The sequence below is a fragment of the Saccharothrix xinjiangensis genome, from assembly GCF_039527585.1.
GTDB classification, from domain to species: Bacteria; Actinomycetota; Actinomycetes; order Mycobacteriales; family Pseudonocardiaceae; genus Actinosynnema; species Actinosynnema xinjiangensis.
In genome coordinates this window covers 116043-141271 of record NZ_BAAAKE010000008.1, presented here as the reverse complement: position 1 = coordinate 141271, position 25229 = coordinate 116043, and the positions used below count along the sequence as shown (strand labels likewise).

The following is a 25229-nucleotide window of genomic DNA, read 5'->3' as shown; positions in this document are numbered from 1 at the left end:
GTCAGGCTCCTGTCGGAATCGGGGGGAGGGCGAACGGGCGGAAGGTCCGCTCGCCGTAGAGGTCTTCGAGCAGGTCGTCGTACTCGGTGAGCAGGTCGACGGCGTCGGGGCGCCGGTCGGGGTCGTCCTGCGCGCACCAGCGGGCGAAGTTGCGCTGCCGGGTCTCGCCCTCGGCCAGCAGGTCCAGCATCAGCGCGTGTGCCATGTGGACGTCGGTGGCGGTGGTGACCGGCTGTCCTCCGCGGACCTCCGGCGGGTAGGCGATGTTCTTGTCGGTGGCCAGCGGCCGGTGCCCGCTCTCGACCGCGAAGGACCAGCCGACCAGCACGACGCCGTGCTGCTCGGGGTGGACCAGGACGTTCTCGGCGACGACCGCGCCGTGCACCAGGCCGATGCGGTGCGCGCCGGCGAGCGCCCGCAGCAGCCTGCGGTGCATCCACGCCCAGTCGCGCCCGTCGAGGCCGCGCGGGAACGCCCGCCGCACGTCCGCGAGCGTCACGAAGCCGTCCACCAGGGGTTCGAGCACGGTGAACGCGCGCTCGCCGCGGGCCACCGCGCCGGAGCGGTCGACCAGCCGCGGGTAGTAGGGCCGCAGCCACCGGTGCTCGCGGGTGAACCGGTCGAGCGCGTCCAGCGCCTCCCACTCGGCGGCGGCCAGCGGGTTGAGCGCCGGGTTGCGCACCACCTTGACCACGTGCGGGCCGTCGGTGAGGTAGGTGTTCGCGACGCTGCCCACCGCGTGCGGGGTGGTGATCCGGTAGGCGCCGCGTTCGGTGCGCAGCTCGACGGACGTGCCGCGCAGCCACTCGTCGTGGAGCCTGGTCAGCTCCGCGGAGGCCGCGTGGGCCCTGGTGTCCGCCGGTCCGGTCCGGTCGGGGTGCAGGACGGCGGCCAGCGCCCGGTACAGCCGCTGCGCCTCCCGGTTCCGGGCGGGGTCCGCGGGGCCGAACAGGTCGGCCGCCGAGGTCGCCCGCTCGACCCGGTCGAGTGCTTCCTGCCTGGTGAACATGGTTTGAGTCTATACGACTCAAACCGCGCGATGGGGTGGAATACCGCTGTGTCGTGGGTCACTTGACCTGGCGCCGGTGGTCGTTGCTACGATCGCCGGCGATGTGTTGATCTCCTTCCTGTGATCATCGGTTGCGCGTTCGCGTAGAGCACTGCTCCGCGACGCGAGCTCTCGCTCTTCGCACCCGTACCGATGCCCGGCCCTCTGCGCCGGGGAACAGGAGCACGCCTTGCGCACCGCGCAACTGTCCCTCCACCACGTCCACAAGAGCTACCGCGGGCACGTCGTGCTGGACGACGTCTCGCTCGCCGTCAAGCCCGGCGAGAAGGTCGGGGTCATCGGCGACAACGGCTCCGGCAAGTCGACCCTGCTCGCGATCGTCGCCGGGCGGGTGGCGCCGGACCGCGGCGAGGTCACCGCGGTCGCGCCCGGCGGCGTCGGGCACCTGCCGCAGACCCTCGACCTGCCGCCGCACGCCACCGTCGCCGACGCGGTCGACCGCGCGCCGGCCGACCTGCGGGAACTGGAAACCCTGCTGCGGCAGGCGGAAGCCGACCTCGCCGGTCCGGCGGCCGACCCCGGGCGCTACGCGTCGCTCGTCGAGGAGTTCGAGGCACGAGGGGGGTACGAGGCGGACACCAGGGTCGAGGTGGCCCTGCACGGCCTGGGCCTGCCGGGCCCGGGCCGAGACCGGGAGCTGGGCACGCTGTCGGGCGGCGAGCGGGTGGCCAGGCTGTCGGACGTGCGCGTCGACGACCGGCTGCGGGTCGCCGGGCTGACCGTGCGACCCGGCGAGCGGGTGCTGGTGACCGGGCCGGTCGACCTGCTGCTGCTCGACGAGCCCACCAACCACCTCTCGCCCGGCCTGGTGGAGGACCTGGAGGCGGCGCTGGCCCACTACCCGGGCGCGCTGGTGCTGGTCACCCACGACCGCCGCCTGCGGGAGCGGTTCAGCGGCACGCGCCTGCACCTGGAAGGCGGTGAGGTGGTGTTCGACCGCGGAGCGGCAGGGCGGTGAGGTGGCGGTCCACCGCTGAGCGGCCCCGATCGGGTGGTGTGCCGGTGTGCCGCGCACACCGGCACACCACCCACCGGTGCTCCGTTGCGGTGATCTCTGCGCCAAGAGGCTGAATCAATCCCGATTCCGCCGTGGGGCGCGGTTCCCCCTCGCATACTGCCGACCACGGTCCGGCACGACGCGGCAGGAGATGCATGTCCGGTGACGACAGCGCGTTAGCAGGGGTGCGCGGTGTGTCGGTCGGCCTGGTCGACGAGCTGCTCAAGCGGCCGGGGGGGCGGGCGAGGCCGTTGCCGGTCGTGGTGGCGCTCGGTGCGCGCGGCACCGGCAAGACCGCCCTGCTGGGCGACGTCCGCGACCGGTGCGCCGACGCGGCGCCCTGGGCGCTGCTGGACTTCGAGGAGCTGGACGGGGCGTGGCCCGGCAAGGTGCTCACCGGGATCGCCTTCGACCTGAGCCGGGACGTGCCCAGGGTCGGCCGGGTCGCCTTCCCCCGGCTGTGGCTGTGCGCGCTGGTCCTGGCGGGCGACCTCGGCGCCGGCGACCGCGGCGAGGCGCTGGCCGAGCTCAAGGACCTGGTGCGCGAGGACCGACCGCTGGAGCGGCACCGGCAGGTGCTGGAGCTGACCCGCCTCGCCGGCGAGGCGGGCGGCCTGCCCGGCTGGGCGTCGCCCGCCACCGACACCCTGCTCAACGGCCTCGGCTGGTTCTCCCGCCGCCGGGTGCTGCGCGCCGTCCGCCGGATGTCGCGCGGCGAGCACCGCGACCCGCGCGACCTGCTGGTGGACCTCGACCGGGCGGACCGGGGGTCGCCCGCCGACCGCCGTGCGGTCGACGACACCCTCTTCGACGCCTTCCTCGCCGACCTGCGCCAGGACTCCGCCGGCCGGACCACCAACTGCGCGGTGCTGCTGGACAACGCCCACACCCGGGAGGGCAGGGCGTTCCTGACCGCCCTCCTGGCCGCGCGCAGGCGGTCGGCGGAAGAGGGCGACCACGCTGTCGTGCTCGCCACCAGCCGGACCTGGAACACCGAGTGGAACGACAAGTGGCGGCGGCCCGGCACGCCCGCGGGCGGGCGCGCCCCGCTGCCCCTGCCGCGCACCCCGGAGGAGGCCGAGCGGGACGCGCGCTCGGTCGTCGAGTGGCCGACCTGGTACCTGGTGCACCCCGGGAACCTGAACTCCGCGGACGCCGAGGAGCTGGTCGCCCGCGCCGCCGTGCCCGACCTGCCGCGGTCGCTGCCCCACCGGCTCACCCGAGGCCACCCCGGCGGCCTGCGCGCCGTGCTCGACGTGCTGGCCCGGCAGGGGGGAGAGGCGCCGCTGCGGCAGCTGCTGTCCGCGCCCGCCGACCCCGGGCGGGCCGGGTCCTTCGCCGACGAAGCCCTCGGGCTGCTCCTGCGGGACCTGCCCGCCGTGCGGGTGGCGGACCTGGTCACGGCGAGCGCGGGGCGCGGCGTGGAGTTCCTGTCCGACGTGACCGTGCTGGGCACCGACCTGCCGGACAACGGCGGCGCGCTCCACGCGTTCCTGCTCGACAACTTCCTGCTCACCCTGGAACCCGACGACGGCGGCCCGCGCGTCGTGCTCGACCCGTGGCTGCGCACCCTGCTGCTGCACCGGCTCGCGCGCCGCGACGACCCCGTGCGCGGGTGGGACGCGGTGCACCGGCGGTGCCGCGACCACCACGAGGCGCGGGGCAGGGCGAGCGAGGCCCGCTACCACGACCTGGCCCTCGGCGACGTGCGCTCGGTCGTGGCGCACCTGGCCGGCCCGTTCACCTCGGACGGGCCGCTGGACCAGCCGACCGCCCGGAAGTGGCTGCGGGAGCTGGACCTCATCACCGGCGCGCCCAACCGGCTGCCGCACGACGTCGACCCGCCCACCCGGGTCGAGCGGCTCGTCGAGGGCTCACCGCCGGCCGGGCCGCACGGCGCGGCCCTCGCCAGGCTCGTCGCCGCCCTGTGGATCGCGGCCGACCCGCTCGGCGACCCCGAGGACACCCTGCGCGGCCGGGTCGAGCACGCCTACAGCCGGCTCGCCCAGCACGCCGGCCAGGGCTCGATCCTGCTGCACGACCGGGCGGAGAGGTACCGCGCGTGAGCGGGTTCGGGCCGTGACCGTCACGACGCGCGGAGGCGCTTCAGGGCGAACAGGTTGTCGGTCGGGTCGACGGTCGCGTAGAGCAGCGCGCCGAGCCGGAACTCCGGTTCGGCGGAGCCGCGGTGGGTCGCCTCGAACGGGGGCACGTCGTCACCGCTGATGCGCAGGCGCAGCACCGCGACTTCCGAGTCGCCGTCGCCGGGGTCGACCAGCTCCACCTCGACGACCTCCGCCACCGCGGGGCGGCCGTCGCGCAGCAACCGCTCGGTGTCGCGCTTGTGCTCGCCGGCGTCGAACCACAGCACGAACCCGAGCGGCAGGACGATCAGCAGCAACGGCACTTCGGCGAGCACGACCGCCCACCACGGGATCTCGGTGGTGAACAGCATGACCACGGGCATCGCGACCGTGAGCCAGCACATCACGGCGCACAGGCGGAGGGCCACCTGCGTCCCCGTGCCCCCGATCGACGCCTGCCGCGCGGTAACGCCTTCGCCTGCGGTCACCCGGCCATGGTAACGAGGCCCCGCCACCGCCCAAGGGCCTTTCGGACACTTGGCGCGCGGGACGTCATCCCCTTGCCGGGAAGGACTTCCGGGAATCGCTGCGGTGATCCCCTGCGCGAAACCGCCGAGGAACCCGCCGAACTCCAAGCGCTGCGCAATGCGTCCCTGCCCCGCTCCACCGGCCACCTCCGCGCGGTCGTCGCCGCCACTTCCCGCACGGCACCGTGATCGCCGCCGCGAAGGGGTGGGCCCGGCACGCGAGGCGAAACCCACCCCCTGTCGCGATCGGTTCGTGAGCCACCTCCTCCCGGCGCCCGGGGCGCCGTGCCCTCGGGCCACGTCCTCCACGATGCACGGGCCGCGCGGCGCGCACCACACCGCTCCCACCATCGGGCCGGCGAACCACCCCGCTGAGTGACAAGAGCGTTGTGGCTCAAGCGTTTTCGCTCCAGCGCGTGGCGATCACCGTGGCAGGGAACGGAAAATCAGGAGTTCCACCTGGTGGGACACCTCGTGGGCGGGCACTAGATTCGACGTGTCTCGAACTACTGGGGGTGGCATGTCTTCGCCGTTGGACAACCCGGCTTGGGCGTCGTTGACCGGTGCGCACGCGCGTTTCGCCGAGGTGCGCGGGCAGGTGCGGCGCTACCTGCCGGACGTGGCCCCGTTCCTGGCGGTGGCCGACGACCCGGGTGACGGCGTGTGGTCGGACGTGGCCGCGCTGGCCGGTCCGGGCGCGGTGGTGGCGGTGAACTCGTCGCTGACGCCGCCGGGGGGCTGGGAGGTGGTCGACCGGGTACCCGGCGTGCAGCTGGTGGCCGCGGACGTGGCGGACGAGCCGTTCGCCGAGGCGGTCCGGCTGGGGCCGGCGGACGTGCCGGAGGCGCTGGAGCTGGTGGGGCGCACGCGGCCGGGTCCGTTCCGGGTGCGCACGATCGAGCTGGGCACGTACCTCGGGGTGCGCCGGGACGGCAGGCTGGTGGCGATGGCGGGTGAGCGCCTGCGGCCGCCGGGGTACGCGGAGATCAGCGCGGTGTGCACGGACCCGGCGTACCGGGGGCGGGGGCTGGCCACGCGGTTGGTGCTGGCGGTGGCGCACGGCATCCGGGGGCGCGGTGAGACGCCGATCATGCACGCGGCGGCGGGCAACACCGGGGCGATCCGGCTGTACGAGTCGCTGGGCTTCGAGCTGCGGCGGACCACGTCGTTCGCGTCGCTGCGGGTGCCCGAGGCGGCGGTGGTGTGACTGTTTGCCGTGGTGGTGCTGAGGGTAAGTCGGTTGTGTGAACAACGCGCTCGACATCTGGGACCGGTTCCCGAACCTGTCGGTCGACGACCTCGTGGTGGACTACGAGGACGGTGACGACCCCGTGCTGCGGCGTTCCGACGGGTCGTTGGTGGACACGTGGCGGGAGAACTACCCGTACTCGGAGCGGATGGCGCGCGAGGAGTACGAGCTGTCGAAGCGGCTGTTGCAGATCGAGCTGCTGAAGCTCCAGTACTGGATCAAGGACACCGGTGGCCGGGTGGTCATCGTGTTCGAGGGGCGCGACGCCGCGGGCAAGGGCGGGACCATCAAGCGGTTCACCGAGCACCTGAACCCGCGGGGCGCGCGGGTGGTGGCGCTGGGCAAGCCGACCGAGCGCGAGCAGGGCGAGTGGTACTTCCAGCGGTACGTCGAGCACCTGCCGACGGCGGGGGAGGTCGTGCTGTTCGACCGGTCCTGGTACAACCGGGCGGGCGTCGAGCGGGTGATGGGGTACTGCACCGACGAGCAGTACGAGCGGTTCACGCGGCAGGCGCCGACGTTCGAGCGGATGCTGGTGGACGACGGGATCCTGCTGGTCAAGCTGTGGTTCTCGGTGTCGCGGGCGGAGCAGCGGACGCGGTTCCTGATCCGGCAGGTCGACCCGGTGCGGCAGTGGAAGCTGAGCCCGAACGACGTGCGCTCGCTGGACCTGTGGGACGCCTACACCGAGGCGAAGGTGGCGATGTTCCGCGCCACGGACACGGAGGCCGCGCCGTGGACCGTGGTGAAGAGCAACGACAAGAAGCGGGCGCGGATCGAGGCGATGCGCAGCGTGCTGGCGCGGGTGGACTACGACGACAAGGACGCCGAGGTGGTGGGGGAGCCGGACTCGAAGGTGGTGGGTCCGGCGGCGACGCTGCTGGAGGAGGGCGAGGACGAGTCGTCGCTGAGCCCGACGCCCATCGCGCCCGTCGACGACCCCGACCACGGGCCGGGTGTGCACCCGACTGCGTAGTGCCCTCGTCCGGGCGGTCCGAGTCGTCCGGGTCCGGACGCGGGTGTCCGGTGCGTGGTGGTCACCCGGTGGTGGGAACATGGCGTGATCGTGTCGGGTCGGAGTTCGCGAGGGGTGTCGATGGCGCAGGGGACCGGCTGGTGGCGGTCGGCGGTGGTGTACCAGGTCTACCCCCGGAGTTTCGCCGACTCCGACGGTGACGGGATCGGCGACCTGAACGGGATCACCTCCCGGTTGGACCACCTGGCGCGGTTGGGCGTGGACGTGGTCTGGCTGTCGCCGGTCTACGCCTCTCCGCAGGCCGACAACGGTTACGACATCTCCGACTACCAGGCGATCGACCCGGCGTTCGGGACGTTGGCGGACTTCGACCGCCTGCTGGCCGAGGTGCACGCCCGCGGCATGAAGCTGGTGATGGACCTGGTGGTCAACCACACCTCCGACCAGCACGCCTGGTTCGTCGAGTCGCGCTCGTCGAAGGACAACCCGAAGCGCGACTGGTACTGGTGGCGGCCCGCGCGCGAGGGGTTCGAGGCGGGGCGGCCGGGCGCGGAGCCGACGAACTGGGCCTCGTTCTTCTCCGGCCCGTCCTGGACGCTGGACGAGGCCACCGGCGAGTACTACCTGCACCTGTTCGACCGCCGCCAGCCGGACCTGAACTGGGAGAACCCGGAGGTGCGGCAGGCGGTCCACGAGATGATGCGCTGGTGGCTGGACCGGGGCGTCGACGGGTTCCGCATGGACGTGATCAACCTGATCGCCAAGGACCCGGCCCTGCCGGACGGCGCCCTGACGGGCACCGCCGGGCTGGGCGACGGCTACCCGCACTACGGCACGCGGGAGCGCGTGCACGACTTCCTCCAGGAGATGCACCGGGAGGTCTTCGCCGGGCGCGAGGGCCTGCTGACGGTGGGGGAGATGCCCGGGGTGACCTGGGACCAGGCGCGGCGGTTCACCGACCCGGCGCGGCGCGAGGTGGACATGGTGTTCCAGTTCGAGCACGTCTCGCTCGACCACGGTCCGGGTGGCAAGTTCGACCCGCGCCCGCTGGACCTGAGGGCGCTCAAGGCGTCGCTGGGCCGGTGGCAGACCGCGTTGGCCGAGGTCGGTTGGAACAGCCTGTACTGGAACAACCACGACCAGCCCCGGGTGGTGTCCCGCTTCGGCGACGACGGCGGGTACTGGCGCGAGTCGGCCACCGCGCTGGCCACCGTGCTGCACCTGCACCGCGGCACTCCTTACGTCTACCAGGGCGAAGAGCTGGGCATGACCAACGCGCCCTTCCCGTCCATCGACGACCTGCGCGACGTGGAGTCGCTCAACCACTACCGCGAGGCCGTGGCGGGCGGGGTGGACCCCGAGGTGGTGATGGCCGGGTTGCGGGCGATGGGCCGCGACAACGCCCGCACGCCCGTGCAGTGGGACGCGGGTCCCCACGCCGGGTTCACCACCGGTGAGCCGTGGTTGCCGGTCAACCCCAACCACACCCGGATCAACGCCGAGGCGCAGTACGACGACCCGAACTCGGTGTTCCACCACTACCGGCGGCTCGTCGAGCTGCGCCACACCCGGCCCGTGGTGGCCCTGGGCGACTTCCGGATGCTCCTGCCCGACCACCCCCACCTGTACTGCTACGAACGCGCCCTGGACGACGCCCGGTTGCTCGTGCTGGCCAACCTGGGCGCCGACGAGCAGGACGTCGAGCTGGAGCCCGGGTGGGAGGCGGAGCACGTGGTGCTGGCCAACACCGACCGGGCGCGGGTCAAGGCGGGGCGCGCGGTGCTGGGGCCGTGGGAGGCGTTGGTGCTGGAGCGCTGAGAGGGCCGGTTCTACACGCCCTGACGTCGCCAGTGCTGGTTGGCGTTGTTGGCGCCGCAGGTCCACTGGACGAGTTGGGCGCTGTCGGCGGTGGAGGCGTTGTGGACGTCGGCGGCCTTGCCGCTGTGCCGTGCGGTGAAGGTCTGCGTGGCGGGCACCGGCACGGTGGTGCGCGGGGTGAGCCGGTAGAGGCCGGAGCCGTGCGCGGGCAGCGAGCGCGACAGCGTGCCGTTCACGGTGCCCAGGTCCGCGCCCGACCACAGGTCGACCGCGGTGGCGGAGCCGATGCCGAGTTCGGCGAGCGGGGCCGAGACGGTGGCCGTGCCGCTGCCGCGGTTGAACAGGGCGAGGTACTTGTCCTGGCCGCCGGGCACGTCCGCGGTCCACGCGGTGTGCGCGCCGCTGAAGAGCTGTCGGTTGTTCAGGCTGTGCTGGTCGACGGCCAGCACCGCGGCGTTGGTCATCAGCGCCAGCTCGGAAGCGCGGTTCTGGGTCAGGTCGCCGCCCCACATCAGCGGTGAGCGGGTGATCGACCACAGGGTCATCAGGGTGCGCTGCTCGTCGGGGGTGAGGGCGGAGTAGCGCGGCGACCCGACGGGTCCCTGCTGGGACAGCCGCCCGATCGGGATCATGTCCGGGTCGGGCCACGCGCCGGGTCGGCGGTGCGGAGTCCAGGCGTGCAGCCGCTCGAACAGGGCGTCCAGCGACGACCAGTTGTCCCACAGGTCGTTCACGACCCGCCACATGTTGGCGTTCGCCGCGACGTGCGTCCCGTTGGCGGTGGACGTCGGGCCGGGGGAGAGGCTGAGCACCATGGGGCGACCGCTGCGCCGGATGGCCGACTCGTAGCCCTCGACCTCGGCCTGCCGGTAGGTGGGCGCGGCGATGTCGTCGACCTTGACGTAGTCCACGCCCCACGAGGCCAGCAGCCTGAACTGGGCGTCCAGGTAGGCCTGGGCGCACGGGTCGGTCATGTCCAGGCCCCAGTTGAGGTTCAACCACGCCGCGGTGGTGTCGTCGTTGATCTGGTCGGCCCGGCAGCCGGTGCCCGGCACCGGCAGGTTGTCCGCGACGACCTGCCGGGGGATGCCGCGCATCAGGTGCACGCCGAACTTCAGCCCCGCCGCGTGGACGTAGTCGGCCAGGGGCTTGAACCCGTTCGTGCCGGTGGCGGAGGGGAAGCGGGTGGTGTCGGGCAGGAGCAGGCCGTTCGCGTCGGTGCGCAGCCTGGGCTGGAAGCCGGCGTCCTGGTTCGGGCTGCCGGTGCCCCGGCCCGGGTAGTACCAGGCCCAGTCGATCACGACGTACTGCCAGCCGTGCTGCCTGAGGTTGTCGCGCATGTAGTCGGCGTTGGCCTTGACCTGCGCCTCGGTGACGTTCCAGTTGAACGAGTCGTAGCTGTTCCACCCCAGCGGCGGCGTCGGGGCCACCCCGTTGTCCCATGCCAACGCCGGCTCCTCCCACCCCGGCGCGGGGGCCGCGGTCACCAGGGTCGCCGCCGTCAGGGCCGCGACGAGCACCGTGCCCGCCCGCCGCGCGGGGACGTCCGGACTCCACCCGCGGTGTCTCCTGCTCGTCGTCGAGAGGTCGATCCGCGCCGGTTGGCCCGTGCCATGATGTTAGCGCTCACATTTGGTGGGTGGAATGCTCCGACCGCGTGGAGGTGGGCGGAGCGCCCCGACCGCGTGGAACCGGGCACGGGGGCGCTCGCCGTCCCCCGTGCCCGCCCCCCCCGCGTCAGTTCGCCGCGGCGAACTGGGCCGAGTACAGCCGGTGGTAGGCGCCGTGCGCCTCCAGCAGTTCCTCGTGCGTGCCCTGCTCCACGATCCGGCCCGACTCCATCACCAGGATCAGGTCCGCGTCGCGGATCGTGGACAGCCGGTGCGCGATGACGAAGCTCGTCCGCGACGACCGCAGCGCCGCCATCGCGTGCTGCACCAGCGACTCGGTGCGCGTGTCCACCGAGGACGTCGCCTCGTCCAGGATCAGCAGCGACGGGTCGGCCAGGAACGCGCGCGCGATCGTGATCAGCTGCTTCTCGCCCGCGCTGACGTTCGTGCCCTCCTCGTCGATCACCGTGTCGTACCCGTCGGGCAGCGTGCGCACGAACCGGTCGACGTAGGTGGCGCGCGCGGCGGCCAGGATGTCCTCCTCCGACGCGCCGGGGCGGCCGTAGGCGATGTTGTCCCGGATGGTGCCGCCGAACAGCCACGTGTCCTGGAGCACCATGCCGATGCGCGACCGCAGGTCCGAGCGCCGCAACGCGGTGATGTCCACCCCGTCGAGCGTGATCCGGCCCGCGTTCAGCTCGTAGAAGCGCAGCACGAGGTTCACCAGCGTGGTCTTGCCCGCGCCGGTCGGTCCCACGATCGCCACCGTCTGGCCGGGTTCGGCCACCAGCGACAGGTCCTCGATCAGCGGCTGGTCCGGCCGGTAGGAGAAAGCGACGTGCTCGAACGCGACCAGGCCGCGGCCCGCCGCCGGCGCCGGGGCGTCCACCGGGTCCGCTTCCTGCTCCTCCGCGTCGAGCACCTCGAACACCCGCTCGGCCGAGGCCACGCCCGACTGCATCAGGTTCGCCATCGACGCCACCTGGGTCAGCGGCTGGGTGAACTGCCGCGAGTACTGGATGAACGCCTGCACCTCGCCCAGCGTCATCGCGCCCGAGGTGATCCGCAGGCCGCCGACCACCGCGACCGCGACGTAGCTGATGTTCGACAGGAACATCATCACCGGCATGATCAGGCCGGACAGGAACTGCGCGCTCGTGGCCGAACCCACCAGCTCGTCGTTGCGCCGCCGGAACTCCTCCTCGGACTCCCGCTGCCTGCCGAAGACCTTCACCAGCTGGTGACCGGTGAACGCCTCCTCGATGTGCGCGTTGAGCGCGCCGGTGTGCTTCCACTGCGCCACGAACTGCGCCTGCGAGACCTTGCGGATCCGGCTGGTCACGATCACCGACAGCGGGATCAGCAGCAGCGCGATCACCGCCAGCAGCGGCGAGATGGTGATCATCATGATCAGCACGCCCACCACGGTCAGCAGCGAGACGAGCAGCTGGCTCAGCGTCTGCTGCAACGTGGTCGCGATGTTGTCGATGTCGTTGGTGACGCGGGACAGGGTCTCGCCGCGGGGTTGGCCGTCGAAGTAGCGCAGCGGCAGCCGGTGCAGCTTCGCCTCCACGTCGGCCCGCAGCTTGAGGATCACCCGCTGCACCACGTTGTTGAGGATGAGGCCCTGCGCCCAGCCGAACAGCGACGAGACCAGGTACAGCGCCAGCGCCCACGCCAGCACCGCGCCGAGCGCGCGGAAGTCGATCCCGGCGCCCGGCACGCCGCGCAGCCGGCCGACGACGCCGTTGAAGATGATGTCGGTGGCGTGACCGAGGACCTTGGGCCCCGCCACCGCGAAGGCGACGCTGATCACGCCCAGGGCGACGACGGCCGCGATCGTGTTCCGCTCCGGCCGCAGCCGGCGCGCGAACCGCCGGGCCGACGGCGTGAAGTTCTCGGCCTTGCCCATCGGCATGCCCATGCCGGGGAAGCCGGCGCCCATCCGCGCCGGCGCGCGGTTCGTCGTGGGGGTGCTCATGCGGCCTGCTCCGGGGTCAGCTGGGACTCGACGATCTCGACGTAGGTGGGGCACGTGCCCAGCAGCTCGCGGTGCGTGCCGATGCCGACCACGGACCCGTTGTCCAGCACCACGATCCGGTCCGCGTCGATGATCGTCGACACCCGCTGGGCGACGACGACCACGACCGCGTGCGAGGTGTGCGGGCGCAACGCCGCGCGCAGCCGCGCGTCCGTGGCCAGGTCCAGGGCGGAGAACGCGTCGTCGAACAGGTAGACCGAGGGTTTGCGGACCAGCGCCCGCGCGATGGACAACCGCTGCCGCTGGCCGCCGGAGACGTTGGTGCCGCCCTGCGCGATCGGCGCGTCCAGCCCCTCGGGCATGGCCTCCACGAAGTCCCGCGCCTGCGCGACCTCCAGCGCCGCCCACAGCTCCTCGTCGGTGGCGCCGGGGTTGCCGTAGCGCAGGTTGCTCGCGACCGTGCCGGTGAACAGGTACGGCCGCTGCGGCACCAGGCCGATGCGCGAGCACAGCGCGTCCGCGTCCAGCTCACGCACGTCCACGCCGTCGACCAGCACCGCGCCGGAGGTGACGTCGATGAGCCGGGGCACGAGGTTGAGCAGCGTGGTCTTGCCCGCGCCGGTGCTGCCGACGACCGCGGTGGTCCGCCCGGCCTCGGCCGTGAACGAGACGTCGCGCAGCACCGGGTCCGCCGCGCCGGGGTAGCGGAACTCCGCGCCGGCGAACCGCACCTCGGCCCGCTCGGGCAGCTCCACGACCGGCTCGGCCGGCGGCGCCACCGACGACTCGGTGTCGAGCACCTCGTTGATCCGCTCGGCGCTCACCGCGGCGCGCGGGATCATCATCGAGATGAACGTGGCCATCATGACCGACATGAGGATCTGCATGAGGTAGCTGAGGAACGCGGTCAGCGCGCCGACCTGCATCTGGCCCGCGTCGACCCGGTACGCGCCGAACCACAGCACGGCCACGCTGGAGGCGTTGAGGATCAGCATCACGACCGGGAAGATCAGCGACTGCAACCGGCCGACCCGCAGCGCGGTGTCGGTCAGCGCCCGGTTGACCTCGGAGAACCGCGCGGTCTCGTGGGGCTCGCGGACGAACGCGCGCACCACGCGGATGCCGGACAGCTGCTCGCGCAGCACCCGGTTGACCGCGTCGATCCTCTCCTGCATCAGGCGGAACTGCGGCACCATGCGCACCACGATCAGCCCGATCGAGACGGCCAGCGCGGGCACGCACACCAGCAGCAGCCAGGACAGGCCGAAGTCCTCGCGCAGCGCCATCACGATGCCCGCCACGCACATGATCGGCGCGGTGATCAGCATGGTGCACACCATCACCACCAGCAGCTGCACCTGCTGCACGTCGTTGGTGGTGCGGGTGATCAGCGAGGACGGGCCGAACGCGGCGACCTCGCGCGCCGAGAACTCGCCGACCCGGTGGAACACGGCGGACCGGACGTCACGGCCGAAGCCCATGGCCGTGCGGGCGCCGTAGTAGACGGCCCCGACGGAGCAGGCGATCTGGACGACGCTGACCAGGAGCATCCAGCCGCCGGTGGACACGATGTAGTCCGTGTCGCCGGTGGCGATGCCGAAGTCGATGATGTCGGCGTTGAGGCTGGGCAGGTACAGCGAGGCGATCGTGCCGACGAGCTGGAGCACCAGCACGATCGACAGTTCTCTCCGGTAAGGCCGCAGGTGGGTGCGGAGCAGGCGGGTGAGCAACGACTTCCCCCATAAGAAACTGATCGTGTCTAATGTGTGCAAGGTAGACCTGTTCGATAAGAAACGCAACGTATCTAAGGAGCAGGGTGGCCGATCCGAGGTCGCGTCGTCGCGGGGCCGAGCTGGAGACCGCGATCCTGGACGCCGCGTGGGCCGAGCTGACCGAGGTCGGCTACGCCCGCCTGACCATCGAGGCCGTGGCGAAGAGGGCGGGCACGAGCAAACCGGTCATCTACCGCCGCTGGCCGAGCCGGGCCGAACTGGCCCTGGCGGCGTGGAACCGCCAGGCGCCCGCGCCGCCGGGGCCGACCGACACGGGCGACCTGAGGGAGGACCTCGTCGCGCTGTTCGCCACGGTGGCCCGCCGGGCCGACTCGATGGTGAACGAGATGATCGCGGGCGTCATGGGCGAGGCGTTCCGCCACCCCGAGGTGGCCGGGATCCTCCGCGACCGCCTGACCGGGAGGTCCCCCGTGACCGGCGCGGTGGGCGACATCGTCGCCAGGGCCGTTGACCGGGGGGAACTGCCGCCCGTCGAGGTGCCTCACCGGGTGGCCCGCGTCCCGCTGGACCTGATCCGCAACGAGGCCATGACCTGCGGCGCCCCCCTGTCCGACGACGCGATCGCGGAGTTGGTGGACGACATCTACCTGCCCCTCCTGCACGGCCTGGCCGCGCAACACCCGCAGCCGGGTGAGCCGGCCGCGCGACACCCGGCACCAGGATGACGGGGCGGAGGGGTCCTGGCGACCGGATTCGCGAGCACTGTCCCGTTCCACCTCGTGACCGGCCGCCGGCACGGGATCATCGCGACGAATGCCCCTTTCCTCGCGCCGGGGGCCGAACCGGCGGCTGCGGCGGGGCGTCGTCGGCACCCCCTGAGCCGCGTCCGGACCTGCCGCCGGCCGTCGTGGGCGCCGCCGGCGCCGCTCGCCGGACCGCGCACGGCCGGGGGAAGCCGGCCCGCGGGAAACGTGCCTGTGTGAGATGGGGTGTGGAATTCACGCTATCAGGCGACGCATTCAGTCGTTAGTGGATTCCACTGGACGCGCAGGACCGGAAGAAGTGGCTGTCCGGGGTGGGGCGAATCGAAATCTTGCTCGATGAGGGCACGACCTGACAAGGATTCGCCGAGCCCCTGTCGAACGGTTATCGCGGTGTCGTCCCGCGCGTACCACCTGCGGGTGACGAAGATTGGTCGCGATCGGATCTTGTCGTAGTTTCGCGGAGGAAGCGCGGAGGGGTGCGACGGGAGAGCGCGTGGCAAAACCGCTTGACGAGTGGGTGAAGGACGACGTGTCACCGCTGGCCGATCGCTCCACGGCCTGGTTGAGCCAATTCCACTTCTTCCGCGACCCGCACCGCCCGCGCTTCGTCGACCCCGCCCGCTTCTTCTCCCCGGCCGACGGCGTGATCGTCTACCAACGGGTGGTCGAACCGGATGAGCCGCTGGTGGAGATCAAGGGCGGCGCCTACACGGTGCGGCAGGCGCTGCGCGCACCCGGCTACCGGCACCGGAGCCTGGTCATCGGGATCTTCATGACCTACTACGACGTGCACGTCAACCGCATCCCGTACGCCGGCCGCCTGTCCTACCGGCGCCTGGAGGCGCTGGACACCTACAACCGGCCGATGCTCGACGTCGAGAACGACATCCTCGACCTGCTGCGGGTCGACCTGTCCGGGGCGGAGTACCTGCACCGCAACCAGCGCGTGGTCAACCGGGTGCTGTCGGCGCGGCTGCGGCAGCCGTACTACCTGCTCCAGGTCGCCGACCACGCGGTGGACTGCGTCCTGCCCTTCGAGCTGACCCAGAACGTGCCGCGGGCGCAGGGCGCCCGGTTCTCGCAGATCCGCTACGGCTCCCAGGTGGACTTGGTGATCCCGCTGTCACCCCACCTGGAGTTCGAGCCGCTGCGCGACGTCACCGACCACGTCGAGGCGGCGGTCGACCCGCTGGTGCGCGTGCACGGCCTCGACTGACGACTGGAGAACCGCATGACAACGCTGTCGGAGCGCGCGCGCCCGGCGCTCGACCTCGCCGCTGCGCCCGTGAACCCCACCGGTCTGCGGCACCCGGCGTTCCTGCTCAACGCGCCGTTCTCGTACAGCACCGCGGTGCCGAACAACATCTGGATGCGGGAGTACCCGGCCGACGAGCGGCCCGTGAACCACCACCGGGCGATGGTGCAGTTCCTGAACCTCCAGACCTGCCTAGCCGCGGACGCGCTGGTGTACGTGCTGCCGACACCGCGCACGACCGGCCTCCAGGACCTGGTGTTCACCGCGAACCTCGGCATCGTGCCGGCGCACCTGCCCGGGGCCAACGACGTCGTGATCGCCAACTTCACCTCCGAGCCGCGCCGCGGCGAGACCGAGGTGGGCGTCCGGTTCTTCGAGTCGATGGGCTACCGCGCGCACGTCGCGCCCCACCGGTTCGAGGGCGAGGCCGACCTCAAGCACCTGCACGACGACGTCTACGTCGGCGGCTGGGGCATCCGGACCGACCCGGCGGTCTACGACTGGTTCGAGCGCACCTTCGACATGCGGGTGATCCGCCTGGAGATGACCGACCCGTACCTGTACCACCTGGATTGCAGCGTCTTCCCGCTGACCTCCGAGCGGACGCTGGTGTGCACCTCGGCGTACCGCCGGTCCGAGCTGGACGCGCTCGCCGCCCACACCGACGTCGTGGACGTGTCGGTGGAGTCGAGCCGGATCGGGCTGTGCAACTCCGTGCGGCTCAACCGGACCGTCGTCAACGGGTCGAACCTGCACGACCTCGAACCCGGCACCGAGGCGCACCGGCTGGAGCGCGCCAAGAACGACGAGCTGGAGCGGGTCGCCACCGACAACGGCTTCGACGTCACCCACATCGACCTCAGCGAGTACCACAAGGCGGGCGCCGACCTGTCCTGCATGGTCATGCACCTCAACCGCTACTCGTACACCTTCCCCCTCGACTGACACCCCCACCCCGACCGGCACCCCCTTCCCCCTCGACCGACCCCGGAGAACCCCGACCATGGTGTCCACCGCGCCGCCGCGCCGTGAACCGGCGTTCGCGACGTTGCGCAACTGGCTCGCCCCCTACCGCGGCCTGCTGGCCGTGGTGCTCGTCCTCGAACTGGCGGCCAGGGCCGCCGCGCTGGTCCAACCGCTCGCCACCCGCGAGGTGGTGGAGGGCGTGCAGAACAGCGAGGACCTGATCACCCCCATCGCGGTGCTCGGCGGCGTGGCGCTGGTCGGCCTCTGCTTCAACTACGCGGGCTACCGCTGGCGCGGCCGGCTCAGCGAGCAGTTCGTGCTGGGCATCCGGCGCGCGATGGTCCGCCGGATCGTCGGCGCGCCGGTCTCCCGGGTCGAGGCCGACTCCTCGGGCGACCTCCTGTCGCGGGTCAGCTCGGACACCGCGCTGGTGCAGCAGACCACGGTCAAGGCGCTGGTCGACCTCATCGTCGTGCCGCTCACCGTGGTCGCGGGCATCGTGCTGATGCTGACGATCGACGTGTTCCTGGCCGTGATGGTCATCGTCGTGCTCGCCGTGGCGACCCTGGCCGAGGGCTGGGTCTTCCAGAAGGTCTCCGAGGACACCGAGCGCGCCCAGGAGCACGTGGGCGCGATGCTCGGCGTGGTGCAGCGTGTGCTGCTGGCCTTCCGCACGGTCAAGGCGTCGCGCACCGAGCGGCAGGAGGCCGAGTCCTTCGACCGGCACGCCGAGTCCGCCTTCCGCGCGGGCGTGAAGGCCGCCCGGACCGGCGCGCTGGCCGACACCGTGGCCTACGCCGCGGTCGACTTCACGTTCCTCGTGATCCTGGGCATCGGCGTGATCCGCGTCAGCACCGGCGACGTCGGCGTGGGCGACCTGGTGGCGATCCTGCTCTACGTCGTCTACATCCAGGAGCCGGTGGAGTCCCTCACCGGTTCCGCGGGCCGCCTGTCCGAGGGCCTCGCGGCGCTGCGCCGGATCTCCGCCCTGCTGCGCATGCCGCAGGAGACCGACGAGGGCGCGCGCGAGTTCGCCCCGTCGCCCGCCGGTTCCCCGTCGCGCGACGTCGCGCGGTCGGTGCGGCTGGAGGGCGTGTGGTTCGGCTACGGCGAGGACCCGGTGCTGCGGGACGTCAGCATCGAGGCCAGGCCGGGCATCACCGTGCTGGTCGGCACGTCCGGCGCGGGCAAGACCACGGTGCTGAGCCTGGTGGAGCGGTTCGTGGCGGCGAGCCGCGGCCGGGTCACCCTCGACGGCGTCGACATCGCCGACCTGCCGCTGGCGCAGCTGCGCCGGCGCATCGCCTACGTGCAGCAGGAGGCGCCGCTGCTGGGCGCGACGATCCGCGAGGCCGCGACCTACGGGCTGGACGAGGCGGACGACGAGCGGCTGTGGCAGGTGCTGCGCTCGGTCGGGCTCGGCGAGTGGGTGACGAGCCTGCCGCGCGGCCTGGACACCGAGGTGGGCGAGCGCGGCGTGCAGATCTCCGGTGGCCAGCGGCAGCGGCTGGCCGTGGCCCGGGCACTGGCCCGCGACAGCGAGGTGCTGCTGCTGGACGAGGCGACCTCGCAGCTGGACCCGTACCACGAGCAGGTGCTGGTGCGGTCGCTGATGCAGGACTCCCGCGAGCGCATCGTCATCGCGGTCACGCACCGGATGCTGCTCGCCCAGCACGCCGACCAGGTCGTGATGCTGCACCAGGGCGCGGTGCACGCGAGAGGGCGGCACGAGGAGCTGCTGGACGACCCCCTCTACCGCCACCTCACCGCCGCCGTGGACAGCAGCCCGCGCGTGGTGGCGCGGCCGGACGCCCCGGTCGACGAGCAGCGGAGCGGGCACGGTGTCTGACCGGACGTGGCGGCCGTTGCGCGCCGCGGACGCGCAGGCCTGGGCCGACCTGATGCGCGCGTTCCCCCTGCGCGACCGACCGGTGGAGCGCGCCGACCCCGCGGACTTCGCCGAGGAACTGCCCGGTCCCGACCCGAGCCCGGACGACGCGGTGGGCGTCTTCCGGGGCGGGGACATGGTGGGCTACGCGGTCGTGCGGCGCCCGCGCGCCGCGCCGGGGGGCGACCGGCACGAGGTGGCGGGCGGCGTGCACCCCGACCACCGGGGCGCCGGCCTGGGCTCGCGCCTGCTCGACTGGTCGCTGGCCCGGGCGGAGGAGCTGGGTCCCCGGGTCGAGGTGTGGTGCGCCGACCACAACGCGGCGCAGAAGAAGCTGCTGGCCGCCCGCGGCCTGCGGCCGGCCCTGACCTACCACGAGGTGTACTCCAGGCTGGACCGCGTCCCGCCGCTGTCGCCGCCGCCGCTGCCGGAGGGCCTCGTCCTGCGGACCTACGACCGGGAGCTGGACGAGGACGTGCGCGAGGCGCACAACGACGCGTTCACCGGCCAGCACGAGGACGGCCACGTCGACCGCGACCGGTGGCGGCGCGACTTCACCGGCAAGTCGGACTTCCTGCCCGAGCTGTCCTACGCGGTCCTCGACGGGCAGGGGCGCGTGGTGGCGCACCTGCTGTCCTACGCGTACGACGGCAGCCCGCACGGTTCGGGGCAGCGCGACCTGAAGGTCGAGTACATCGGGATCCGGAAGGGGTTCCGGGGCCGTTTCCTGGACCGCGTCCTGCTGGCGGAGAACGACCGCGAGGCGCGGCGGCGCGGGTACGTCGGCATGGCGTTCTCCGTCGACTCCGCCAACCCGAGCGGCGCGCTGCGCGTGTTCCAGCGGATCGGCGTCTACGACCCGGAGCGCGACGACTGCACCACGTGGGTGCGTTACGACGGCGAGCCGCCGCTCCCGACGCGGCTCCCGGAGCGGGGAGGACGGGCGTGATCGACGACCTGGCGACGGTGGACCGCACCACCGCCGAACCGATCGAAGCGGTCCACCGCAGGCTGCGCGGCTTCCTGGACCGCCACCGGCCGCCGACGCCGTGCCTCGTGGTGGACCTGCCGGCGGTGGGGGCCGGGTACCGGAGGCTGCGGGAGCTGTTCCCCGCCGCGGACCTCTACTACGCGGTCAAGGCCAACCCGGCGCACGAGGTGCTGCGGCTGCTGGCGGGCCTCGGCGCGTCGTTCGACGTGGCGAGCCCGGTGGAGGTGGAGCTGTGCCTGCGCGCGGGCGCGCACCCGGACCGGCTGTCCTACGGCAACACGGTGAAGAAGCGGTCCGACGTCGCCCGCGCGCACGCGCTCGGCGTCCGGCTGTTCACCGTCGACAGCGAGCCGGACCTGGTCAACGTCGCCGCCGCCGCACCGGGCGCGGACGTGCTGTGCCGGATCTTCGCCGAGCCGCCCGCGTCCAGCACGCCGTTCGGCCGCAAGTTCGGCTGCGACCCGGAACTGGCGGGACCGCTGCTGCGCCGGGCGGCCCGGCTGGGGCTGCGGCCGCGAGGTCTGAGCTTCCACGTGGGCACCCAGCAGCTCGACCCCGGCGCGTGGGAGCACGGGATCGCCACCGCCGCCCGACTGGCCGCGGAACTGGCGGCCTCGGGCATCCCGCTCACCGCGCTCGACCTCGGCGGCGGCTTCCCGGCCGGCTACCGGGACGGCGCGCCACCGCTGGCCGAGTACGCGGCGGCGATCGAGGCGAGCCTGGACCGGCACTTCGGCGCGGCGCGGCCGGCGTTGGCCATCGAGCCGGGGCGGTCGGTGGTCGCCGACGCCGGGATCCTGCGCAGCGAGGTCGTCCTGGTCTCCCGCAAGGCCTACCACCACGCGCACCGCTGGGTCTACCTCGACGTGGGCAGGCACAACGGGTTGACCGAGACGGAGGACGAGTTCATCGCCTACGACCTGCTCACCGCGCACGACGGCGGACCGACCGGTCCCGTGGTGCTCGCCGGGCCCACGTGCGACGGCGACGACGTCCTCTACGAGCGCACCACCTACCACCTGCCCGTGGACCTGGCGCCGGGCGACCACGTCGACGTGCTCGCCGCGGGGGCCTACACCGCGAGCTGCGCCACGGTCGGCTTCAACGGCTTCGCGCCGCTGCCGACGCACCACATCGGGGCGGACGGAGAGCCGGTGGACGGGTGTGGGCACGGTGGGTGACGGCGCGTCGGGTGACGGCGCACTGGGTGACGGCGCGGTGCGCGACGGCACGGGCGTGCACCACTTCGCCGGGCGGCACGTGTTCGCCGAGCTGACCGGCGTGGTCGCCGGGCGCCTGGACGACGAGGCGTTCCTGCGGCGCACCCTCGCCGAAGCGCTCTCCCTGGCCGGGGCGACGGTGTGCGGGCTCGACTCGCACCGGTTCGAGCCGCAGGGCGTCACCGTGCTGGCGCTGCTGGCGGAGTCGCACGCGTCCCTGCACACCTACCCCGAGTTCGGCGCGGCGTTCGTGGACGTCTTCACCTGCGGCAGCCGCGCCGACCCGGAGTCGGCCGTGCGCCTGCTGGCGGGCGCGCTGGACGCGTCGATCGAGCGGCTGCGCGCCGTGCGGCGCGGCCTGCGGACCGCACCGGCGCTGGCGGACCCCCTTACCTAGAGCACGGCGCGCGGGCACAACGACGAGGGAGACGAACATGAGCACGTGGCAGCTTCAAGAGCCGGTGGTCGAGCAGCCCCGCCCGATCACGTCGCCGGTGCGGGTGCGGACCGAGTGGGAGCCGTTGCGCGAGGTGATCGTCGGGATCGTGGACGACATGCGCGTGCCGGAGTGGGACCCGTCCGTGCGGGCCGTCGTGCCGCGCCACGGCCGGGAACCGCTGACCGCCTGGGCGGGCCGCCGGTTCCCGCCCGAGCTGGTCTCGCTGGCCCGCCGTGAAGTGGACGGGCTGGCGGACTTCCTGGAGCGCCAAGGCGTGGTGGTGCGCCGGCCGGACCCGGTCGACCACCACCGGCCGGTGGTCACGCCCCACTTCGCCGCCGGGGGCGGTTTCCACTCCGCGATGCCGCGCGACAGCCTGTTCGCCATCGACGACGTGGTGCTGGAGACACCGATGGCGTGGCGCTCCCGCTACTTCGAGACCTTCGCGTTCCGGTCCGTGCTGCGGGACTACTTCGAGCGCGGGGCCCGCTGGGAGGCCGCGCCCAAGCCGCAACTGCGCGACGACCTGTGGCGCGACGACCGCATCGGCGAGTTCGCCGCGTTCGACCCGGTGATCGGAGAGGACGAGCCGCTGTTCGACGCCGCGGACTTCGTGCGCATCGGGGACGGGGTGGTGGTCGGCCAGCTCAGCCACGTGACCAACCGCGCCGGGGTGCGCTGGCTGCAACGGCACCTCGGCCCGGAGTGCACCGTGCTGGCCTACGTCTTCGACGACGACGGGCCGATGCACATCGACACCACCCTGCTGCCGATGGGCGAGGGCCGCGTGCTGGTGAACGAGGCGTGGGTGTCGCGCCTGCCGGACGTGTTCGCCGGGTGGGAGGTGCTGGTGCCGCCGCCGTCCCAGCTGTCCTTGACCCACCCGCTGTACTACACGAGCCGGTGGATCCACTGCAACGTGCTGATGCTGGACGAGGAGCACGTGCTGGTGGAGGCGGAGGAGGCGGAGTTCGCCGCGCACCTGCGCAAGTGGGGCTTCGAGCCGATCCCCCTGCCGTTCAAGCACTTCCAGACCTTCGGCGGCTCGTTCCACTGCGCCACGCTCGATGTGCGCCGCGGCTGAGGGCGCGGTGGGCGTCCTGCGCGCGGCGGAGGCGGTCGACCTCGCCGCGCGGGTCGTGGCGGAGCTGCGCGACCGCGGCGTGCGGCCCGAGCACCGGGTGCTGCTGTGCGGTGCGAACTCCACGCGGTACGCCACCGTGCTGCTGGCGCTGACCGGCCTGGGCGTCTCGATCGTGCCGGTCGACCACCGGCAGCCGGCGGGGGAGGTCGACCGGCTCGCCGAGCTGACCGGCGCCGACCACGTGCTCACCGACGGGGACGTGGACGCGCTGGTCGCGGCCGCGGCCCGCCGGCCCAGGGGCGGCGAGCTGTCCGCGGCGGCCTGGCACGACCGGTCGGACGCGTTGATCGCGTGGACGTCGGGCTCGACGGGCCGCCCCAAGGGCGTGGTGCGCTCGGGGGCCTCGGTGCTGGACAACACCCGTCGCACCCTGGAGCGCATGGCGTACCGGGCGGACGACGTGCTGCTGCCGCTGCTGCCGTTCTCGCACCAGTACGGCCTGTCGCTGGTGCTGCTGTGGTGGCGGGCGGGCTGCTCGCTGGTCGTCGCGCCGCGCACCAGGCTGGACCAGGCGCTCGACCTCGCCCGGGAGCACCGCGCGACGGTGGTCGACGCCACGCCGATGAGCTACCACACGGTGCTGAACCTGCTGCGCCGCGACCCGGGCCTGCTCGACGGGCTCCCGGTGCGGCTGTGGTGCGTCGGCGGCTGCCCGCTGGACCCGGCCCTGGCCGAGCGGTTCCGCCGGGAGGTCGGCGCGCCGCTGCTGGACGGCTACGGCAGCACCGAGACCGGCAACGTCGCCCTGGCCACCCCGCGGGACCCGGTCGGCTGCGGCCGGCCGCTGCCCGGGGTGCGGGTCGCCGTGCTCGACGAGGGCGGCGCGCCGCTCCCGAGCGGCGTGACGGGTGAGCTGGTCGTCACCTCGCCCGACACGACCGGCGGCCACCTCGACGACGAGGGGCGCTTCCACCCGCGCCCGGCCGGCCCGTACCGCACCGGCGACGTCGGCTTCCTCGACGCGGCGGGCGCGGTGCACGTCCTGGGCAGGCGTGCCGCGGTCCACCGCATGGGCCACACGCTGTACCCGGAGGCCTTGGCGCACAAGGCCTCGGCGTGCGGCGCGCCGGTCCAGGTGGTGCCGCTGGAGGACGACCGCACCGGCAGCAGGCTGGTGTTCGTCGTCGCCGACCCCGAACGGCGCGACGGCCGGCACTGGCGCGCCCGCATCGAGGCCCTGCTGCCGGTGTACGAGCACCCCAACCGCGTGGTCGTGGTCGACGAGTTCCCGTCGACCACCACCGGCAAGCCCGACGTCGACCGGCTCGCCGCGCTGGCCCGCGAGGCCGTGCCGCGTGCGCGCCAGGTCGGGACGCGGTCCGTGCCGTTCCCGGAACGGGCGTCCCGGTTGCGGGCCGTGGCGGATTTCCTGCGCACCGACCGGGGCAAGGTGCTGGAGGTGCTCGGCGAGGTCACCCCGCACAAGGCGGCGCAGGCGGAGCTGGCGGGCGCGCTGCGCACCCTGGCGGGCGCGGTGGAGGAGGTGCGCACCCACCGGCCGCGCCCGGTGGAGCGGCTGGCCGCGTTCATGCCGTCCAACCTGCTCTGCTACTCGTACGTGCTGTACCTGCTCGTGCCGGCCCTGTACACCGGGCGGCTGGTCTTCCGGCCGTCCTCCAAGGTCGCCGACGCGGCCCGCCGGCTGCACGACCTGCTGGCGCCCGTGCACGGGCTGCCGATCGAGTGCAGCGACCTGAGCCAGCGCCGGTTCCTGGAGTCCGCCGCGCACGACGCGGACGTGGTGGTGTTCACCGGCGCGTACGGCAACGTGGAGCGGATCCGCCCGGAGCTGCGGCCCGAGCAGCTGCTGCTGTTCTTCGGGCAGGGCGTCAACCCGTTCGTGGTGGTGGACGGCGCGGACCTGGGCGCCGCCGCGCTCGACGCGATGCGCGTGCGGCTGCTCAACACCGGGCAGGACTGCTTCGGACCGGACGTGTTCCTGGTGCCGGGGGCCGACGCGGAGCGGTTCGTGGAACTGCTGGTGAAGGGGCTCGGGGAACTGCGCTACGGCGACTACGCGGACCAGGACGCGGACTACGGTCCGCTCTACTACGACTCCGCGGTGGAGGCCGCCGTCGACTACCTGCACCGCCACCGGGCGCACATCGTGCACGGCGGTCGGATCGACCTGCGCGAGCGGCACCTGCAACCCACCGTGCTCGTGCGGTCCTGCGACGAGCGGGTGCCGGTGGAGGAGGTGTTCTCGCCGATCTTCAACATCGCGGTCTACCGCGACCGCGAGCAGCTGTGGTCGTTCCTGCGGGAGCCGTACGTCAACGACCGGGCGATGGCCGCGATGGTCTACGGGGACGACCCGGGGACCGTCGACCTGCTGGCCCGTCGCCACCAGGTGTGCGTGAACCGCACGCTGCTCGACGTGGAGGACGGCAACCAGCCGTTCGGCGGGCGGGGCGTGGTGGCCAACTACGCCGCCGTCCGCGGCCGGCGCGTCGCCGAGCCGCTGTTGATCTCCAAGGCGATCGCCGACCACCTGGGCACGGCGCCGGAGGGGACCTGA

At 72.9% G+C, this 25229-nt stretch carries 18 protein-coding genes and 1 pseudogene; 14 read left to right on the top strand and 5 right to left on the bottom strand.

Going from position 1 to position 25229, the window contains the following annotated elements; genetic code table 11:
- Position 1 precedes the first annotated feature (1 nt).
- Positions 2–1009 carry a serine/threonine-protein kinase gene (locus tag ABD223_RS19240; protein ID WP_344037673.1) on the bottom strand — a complete coding sequence of 336 codons (1008 nt, stop codon included), beginning with the start codon at positions 1007–1009 and terminating at the stop codon, positions 2–4.
- A gap of 229 nt (positions 1010–1238) precedes the next feature.
- On the opposite strand from ABD223_RS19240, the pseudogene ABD223_RS19235 reads away from it, so the two are divergent.
- A pseudogene (locus ABD223_RS19235) lies at positions 1239–1997 on the top strand (ATP-binding cassette domain-containing protein); the annotation flags it as partial.
- Positions 1998–2221: 224 nt separating this feature from the next.
- Entirely contained in the window at positions 2222–4132 is a 1911-nt protein-coding gene (locus tag ABD223_RS19230) for a hypothetical protein (RefSeq protein ID WP_344037671.1), read from the top strand.
- Positions 4133–4152: 20 nt separating this feature from the next.
- Here the strand turns inward: ABD223_RS19230 and ABD223_RS19225 are convergent, their stop codons facing one another.
- Positions 4153–4638, bottom strand: coding sequence for a hypothetical protein (locus ABD223_RS19225; RefSeq protein ID WP_344037670.1), 486 nt, complete (start codon positions 4636–4638; stop codon positions 4153–4155).
- Between the two features lie 559 nt (positions 4639–5197).
- On the opposite strand from ABD223_RS19225, the gene ABD223_RS19220 reads away from it, so the two are divergent.
- The 3 genes from ABD223_RS19220 to ABD223_RS19210 all read left to right on the top strand — a co-directional run bounded on the left by ABD223_RS19220 (position 5198) and on the right by ABD223_RS19210 (position 8720).
- Entirely contained in the window at positions 5198–5884 is a 687-nt protein-coding gene (locus tag ABD223_RS19220) for a GNAT family N-acetyltransferase (protein ID WP_344037669.1), read from the top strand.
- Positions 5885–5921: 37 nt separating this feature from the next.
- Positions 5922–6902: a polyphosphate kinase 2 gene (ppk2, locus tag ABD223_RS19215; protein ID WP_344037668.1), complete on the top strand. Its 981-nt coding sequence runs from the start codon at positions 5922–5924 to the stop codon at positions 6900–6902.
- Positions 6903–7022: 120 nt separating this feature from the next.
- A complete protein-coding gene (locus ABD223_RS19210) occupies positions 7023–8720 on the top strand; it encodes an alpha-glucosidase (protein ID WP_344037667.1) in 1698 nt (565 codons plus the stop codon).
- Between the two features lie 11 nt (positions 8721–8731).
- Here the strand turns inward: ABD223_RS19210 and ABD223_RS19205 are convergent, their stop codons facing one another.
- The 3 genes from ABD223_RS19205 to ABD223_RS19195 all read right to left on the bottom strand — a co-directional run bounded on the left by ABD223_RS19205 (position 8732) and on the right by ABD223_RS19195 (position 14041).
- On the bottom strand, positions 8732–10240 hold the full coding sequence (locus ABD223_RS19205) for an RICIN domain-containing protein (protein WP_344037666.1): 1509 nt from the start codon (positions 10238–10240) through the stop codon (positions 8732–8734).
- Positions 10241–10457: 217 nt separating this feature from the next.
- Positions 10458–12311, bottom strand: coding sequence for an ABC transporter ATP-binding protein (locus ABD223_RS19200; RefSeq protein WP_344037665.1), 1854 nt, complete (start codon positions 12309–12311; stop codon positions 10458–10460).
- Positions 12308–14041, bottom strand: a complete 1734-nt coding sequence (locus ABD223_RS19195) for an ABC transporter ATP-binding protein (RefSeq protein WP_344037664.1) — start codon at positions 14039–14041, stop codon at positions 12308–12310. Before ABD223_RS19195 ends, ABD223_RS19200 begins: the two co-directional genes overlap by 4 nt.
- A gap of 86 nt (positions 14042–14127) precedes the next feature.
- On the opposite strand from ABD223_RS19195, the gene ABD223_RS19190 reads away from it, so the two are divergent.
- The 9 genes from ABD223_RS19190 to ABD223_RS19150 all read left to right on the top strand — a co-directional run bounded on the left by ABD223_RS19190 (position 14128) and on the right by ABD223_RS19150 (position 25229).
- Positions 14128–14769 (top strand): TetR/AcrR family transcriptional regulator, encoded by a 642-nt coding sequence (locus tag ABD223_RS19190; RefSeq protein WP_344037663.1) that lies wholly within the window; start codon positions 14128–14130, stop codon positions 14767–14769.
- 532 nt (positions 14770–15301) lie between these two features.
- Positions 15302–16024 carry a phosphatidylserine decarboxylase gene (locus ABD223_RS19185; RefSeq protein ID WP_344037662.1) on the top strand — a complete coding sequence of 241 codons (723 nt, stop codon included), beginning with the start codon at positions 15302–15304 and terminating at the stop codon, positions 16022–16024.
- Positions 16025–16039: 15 nt separating this feature from the next.
- Complete coding sequence (locus tag ABD223_RS19180) at positions 16040–17008, top strand: dimethylarginine dimethylaminohydrolase family protein (protein WP_344037661.1); 969 nt, start codon at positions 16040–16042, stop codon at positions 17006–17008.
- A gap of 58 nt (positions 17009–17066) precedes the next feature.
- On the top strand, positions 17067–18878 hold the full coding sequence (locus ABD223_RS19175; protein ID WP_344037660.1) for an ABC transporter ATP-binding protein: 1812 nt from the start codon (positions 17067–17069) through the stop codon (positions 18876–18878).
- Positions 18871–19866 carry a GNAT family N-acetyltransferase gene (locus ABD223_RS19170; RefSeq protein ID WP_344037659.1) on the top strand — a complete coding sequence of 332 codons (996 nt, stop codon included), beginning with the start codon at positions 18871–18873 and terminating at the stop codon, positions 19864–19866. Before ABD223_RS19175 ends, ABD223_RS19170 begins: the two co-directional genes overlap by 8 nt.
- Positions 19863–21089 (top strand): type III PLP-dependent enzyme, encoded by a 1227-nt coding sequence (locus tag ABD223_RS19165; RefSeq protein ID WP_344037658.1) that lies wholly within the window; start codon positions 19863–19865, stop codon positions 21087–21089. The genes ABD223_RS19170 and ABD223_RS19165 overlap by 4 nt, the downstream gene beginning before the upstream one ends.
- A 37-nt stretch (positions 21090–21126) precedes the next feature.
- A complete protein-coding gene (gene speD / locus ABD223_RS19160) occupies positions 21127–21525 on the top strand; it encodes an adenosylmethionine decarboxylase (RefSeq protein ID WP_344037810.1) in 399 nt (132 codons plus the stop codon).
- A 37-nt stretch (positions 21526–21562) separates the two neighbouring features.
- Entirely contained in the window at positions 21563–22651 is a 1089-nt protein-coding gene (locus ABD223_RS19155; RefSeq protein WP_344037657.1) for an amidinotransferase, read from the top strand.
- Complete coding sequence (locus ABD223_RS19150; protein ID WP_344037656.1) at positions 22635–25229, top strand: aldehyde dehydrogenase family protein; 2595 nt, start codon at positions 22635–22637, stop codon at positions 25227–25229. Before ABD223_RS19155 ends, ABD223_RS19150 begins: the two co-directional genes overlap by 17 nt.

What these genes read in the sequence shown, in the direction of transcription:
- ABD223_RS19240 (WP_344037673.1), bottom strand. Translation starts at nt 1,009, where the DNA reads ATGTTCACCAGGCAGGAAGCACTCGACCGGGTCGAGCGGGCGACCTCG.
- ABD223_RS19230 (WP_344037671.1), top strand. Translation starts at nt 2,222, where the DNA reads ATGTCCGGTGACGACAGCGCGTTAGCAGGGGTGCGCGGTGTGTCGGTC.
- ABD223_RS19220 (WP_344037669.1), top strand. Translation starts at nt 5,198, where the DNA reads ATGTCTTCGCCGTTGGACAACCCGGCTTGGGCGTCGTTGACCGGTGCG.
- ABD223_RS19210 (WP_344037667.1), top strand. Translation starts at nt 7,023, where the DNA reads ATGGCGCAGGGGACCGGCTGGTGGCGGTCGGCGGTGGTGTACCAGGTC.
- ABD223_RS19200 (WP_344037665.1), bottom strand. Translation starts at nt 12,311, where the DNA reads ATGAGCACCCCCACGACGAACCGCGCGCCGGCGCGGATGGGCGCCGGC.
- ABD223_RS19180 (WP_344037661.1), top strand. Translation starts at nt 16,040, where the DNA reads ATGACAACGCTGTCGGAGCGCGCGCGCCCGGCGCTCGACCTCGCCGCT.
- ABD223_RS19175 (WP_344037660.1), top strand. Translation starts at nt 17,067, where the DNA reads ATGGTGTCCACCGCGCCGCCGCGCCGTGAACCGGCGTTCGCGACGTTG.
- ABD223_RS19155 (WP_344037657.1), top strand. Translation starts at nt 21,563, where the DNA reads ATGAGCACGTGGCAGCTTCAAGAGCCGGTGGTCGAGCAGCCCCGCCCG.
- ABD223_RS19150 (WP_344037656.1), top strand. Translation starts at nt 22,635, where the DNA reads ATGTGCGCCGCGGCTGAGGGCGCGGTGGGCGTCCTGCGCGCGGCGGAG.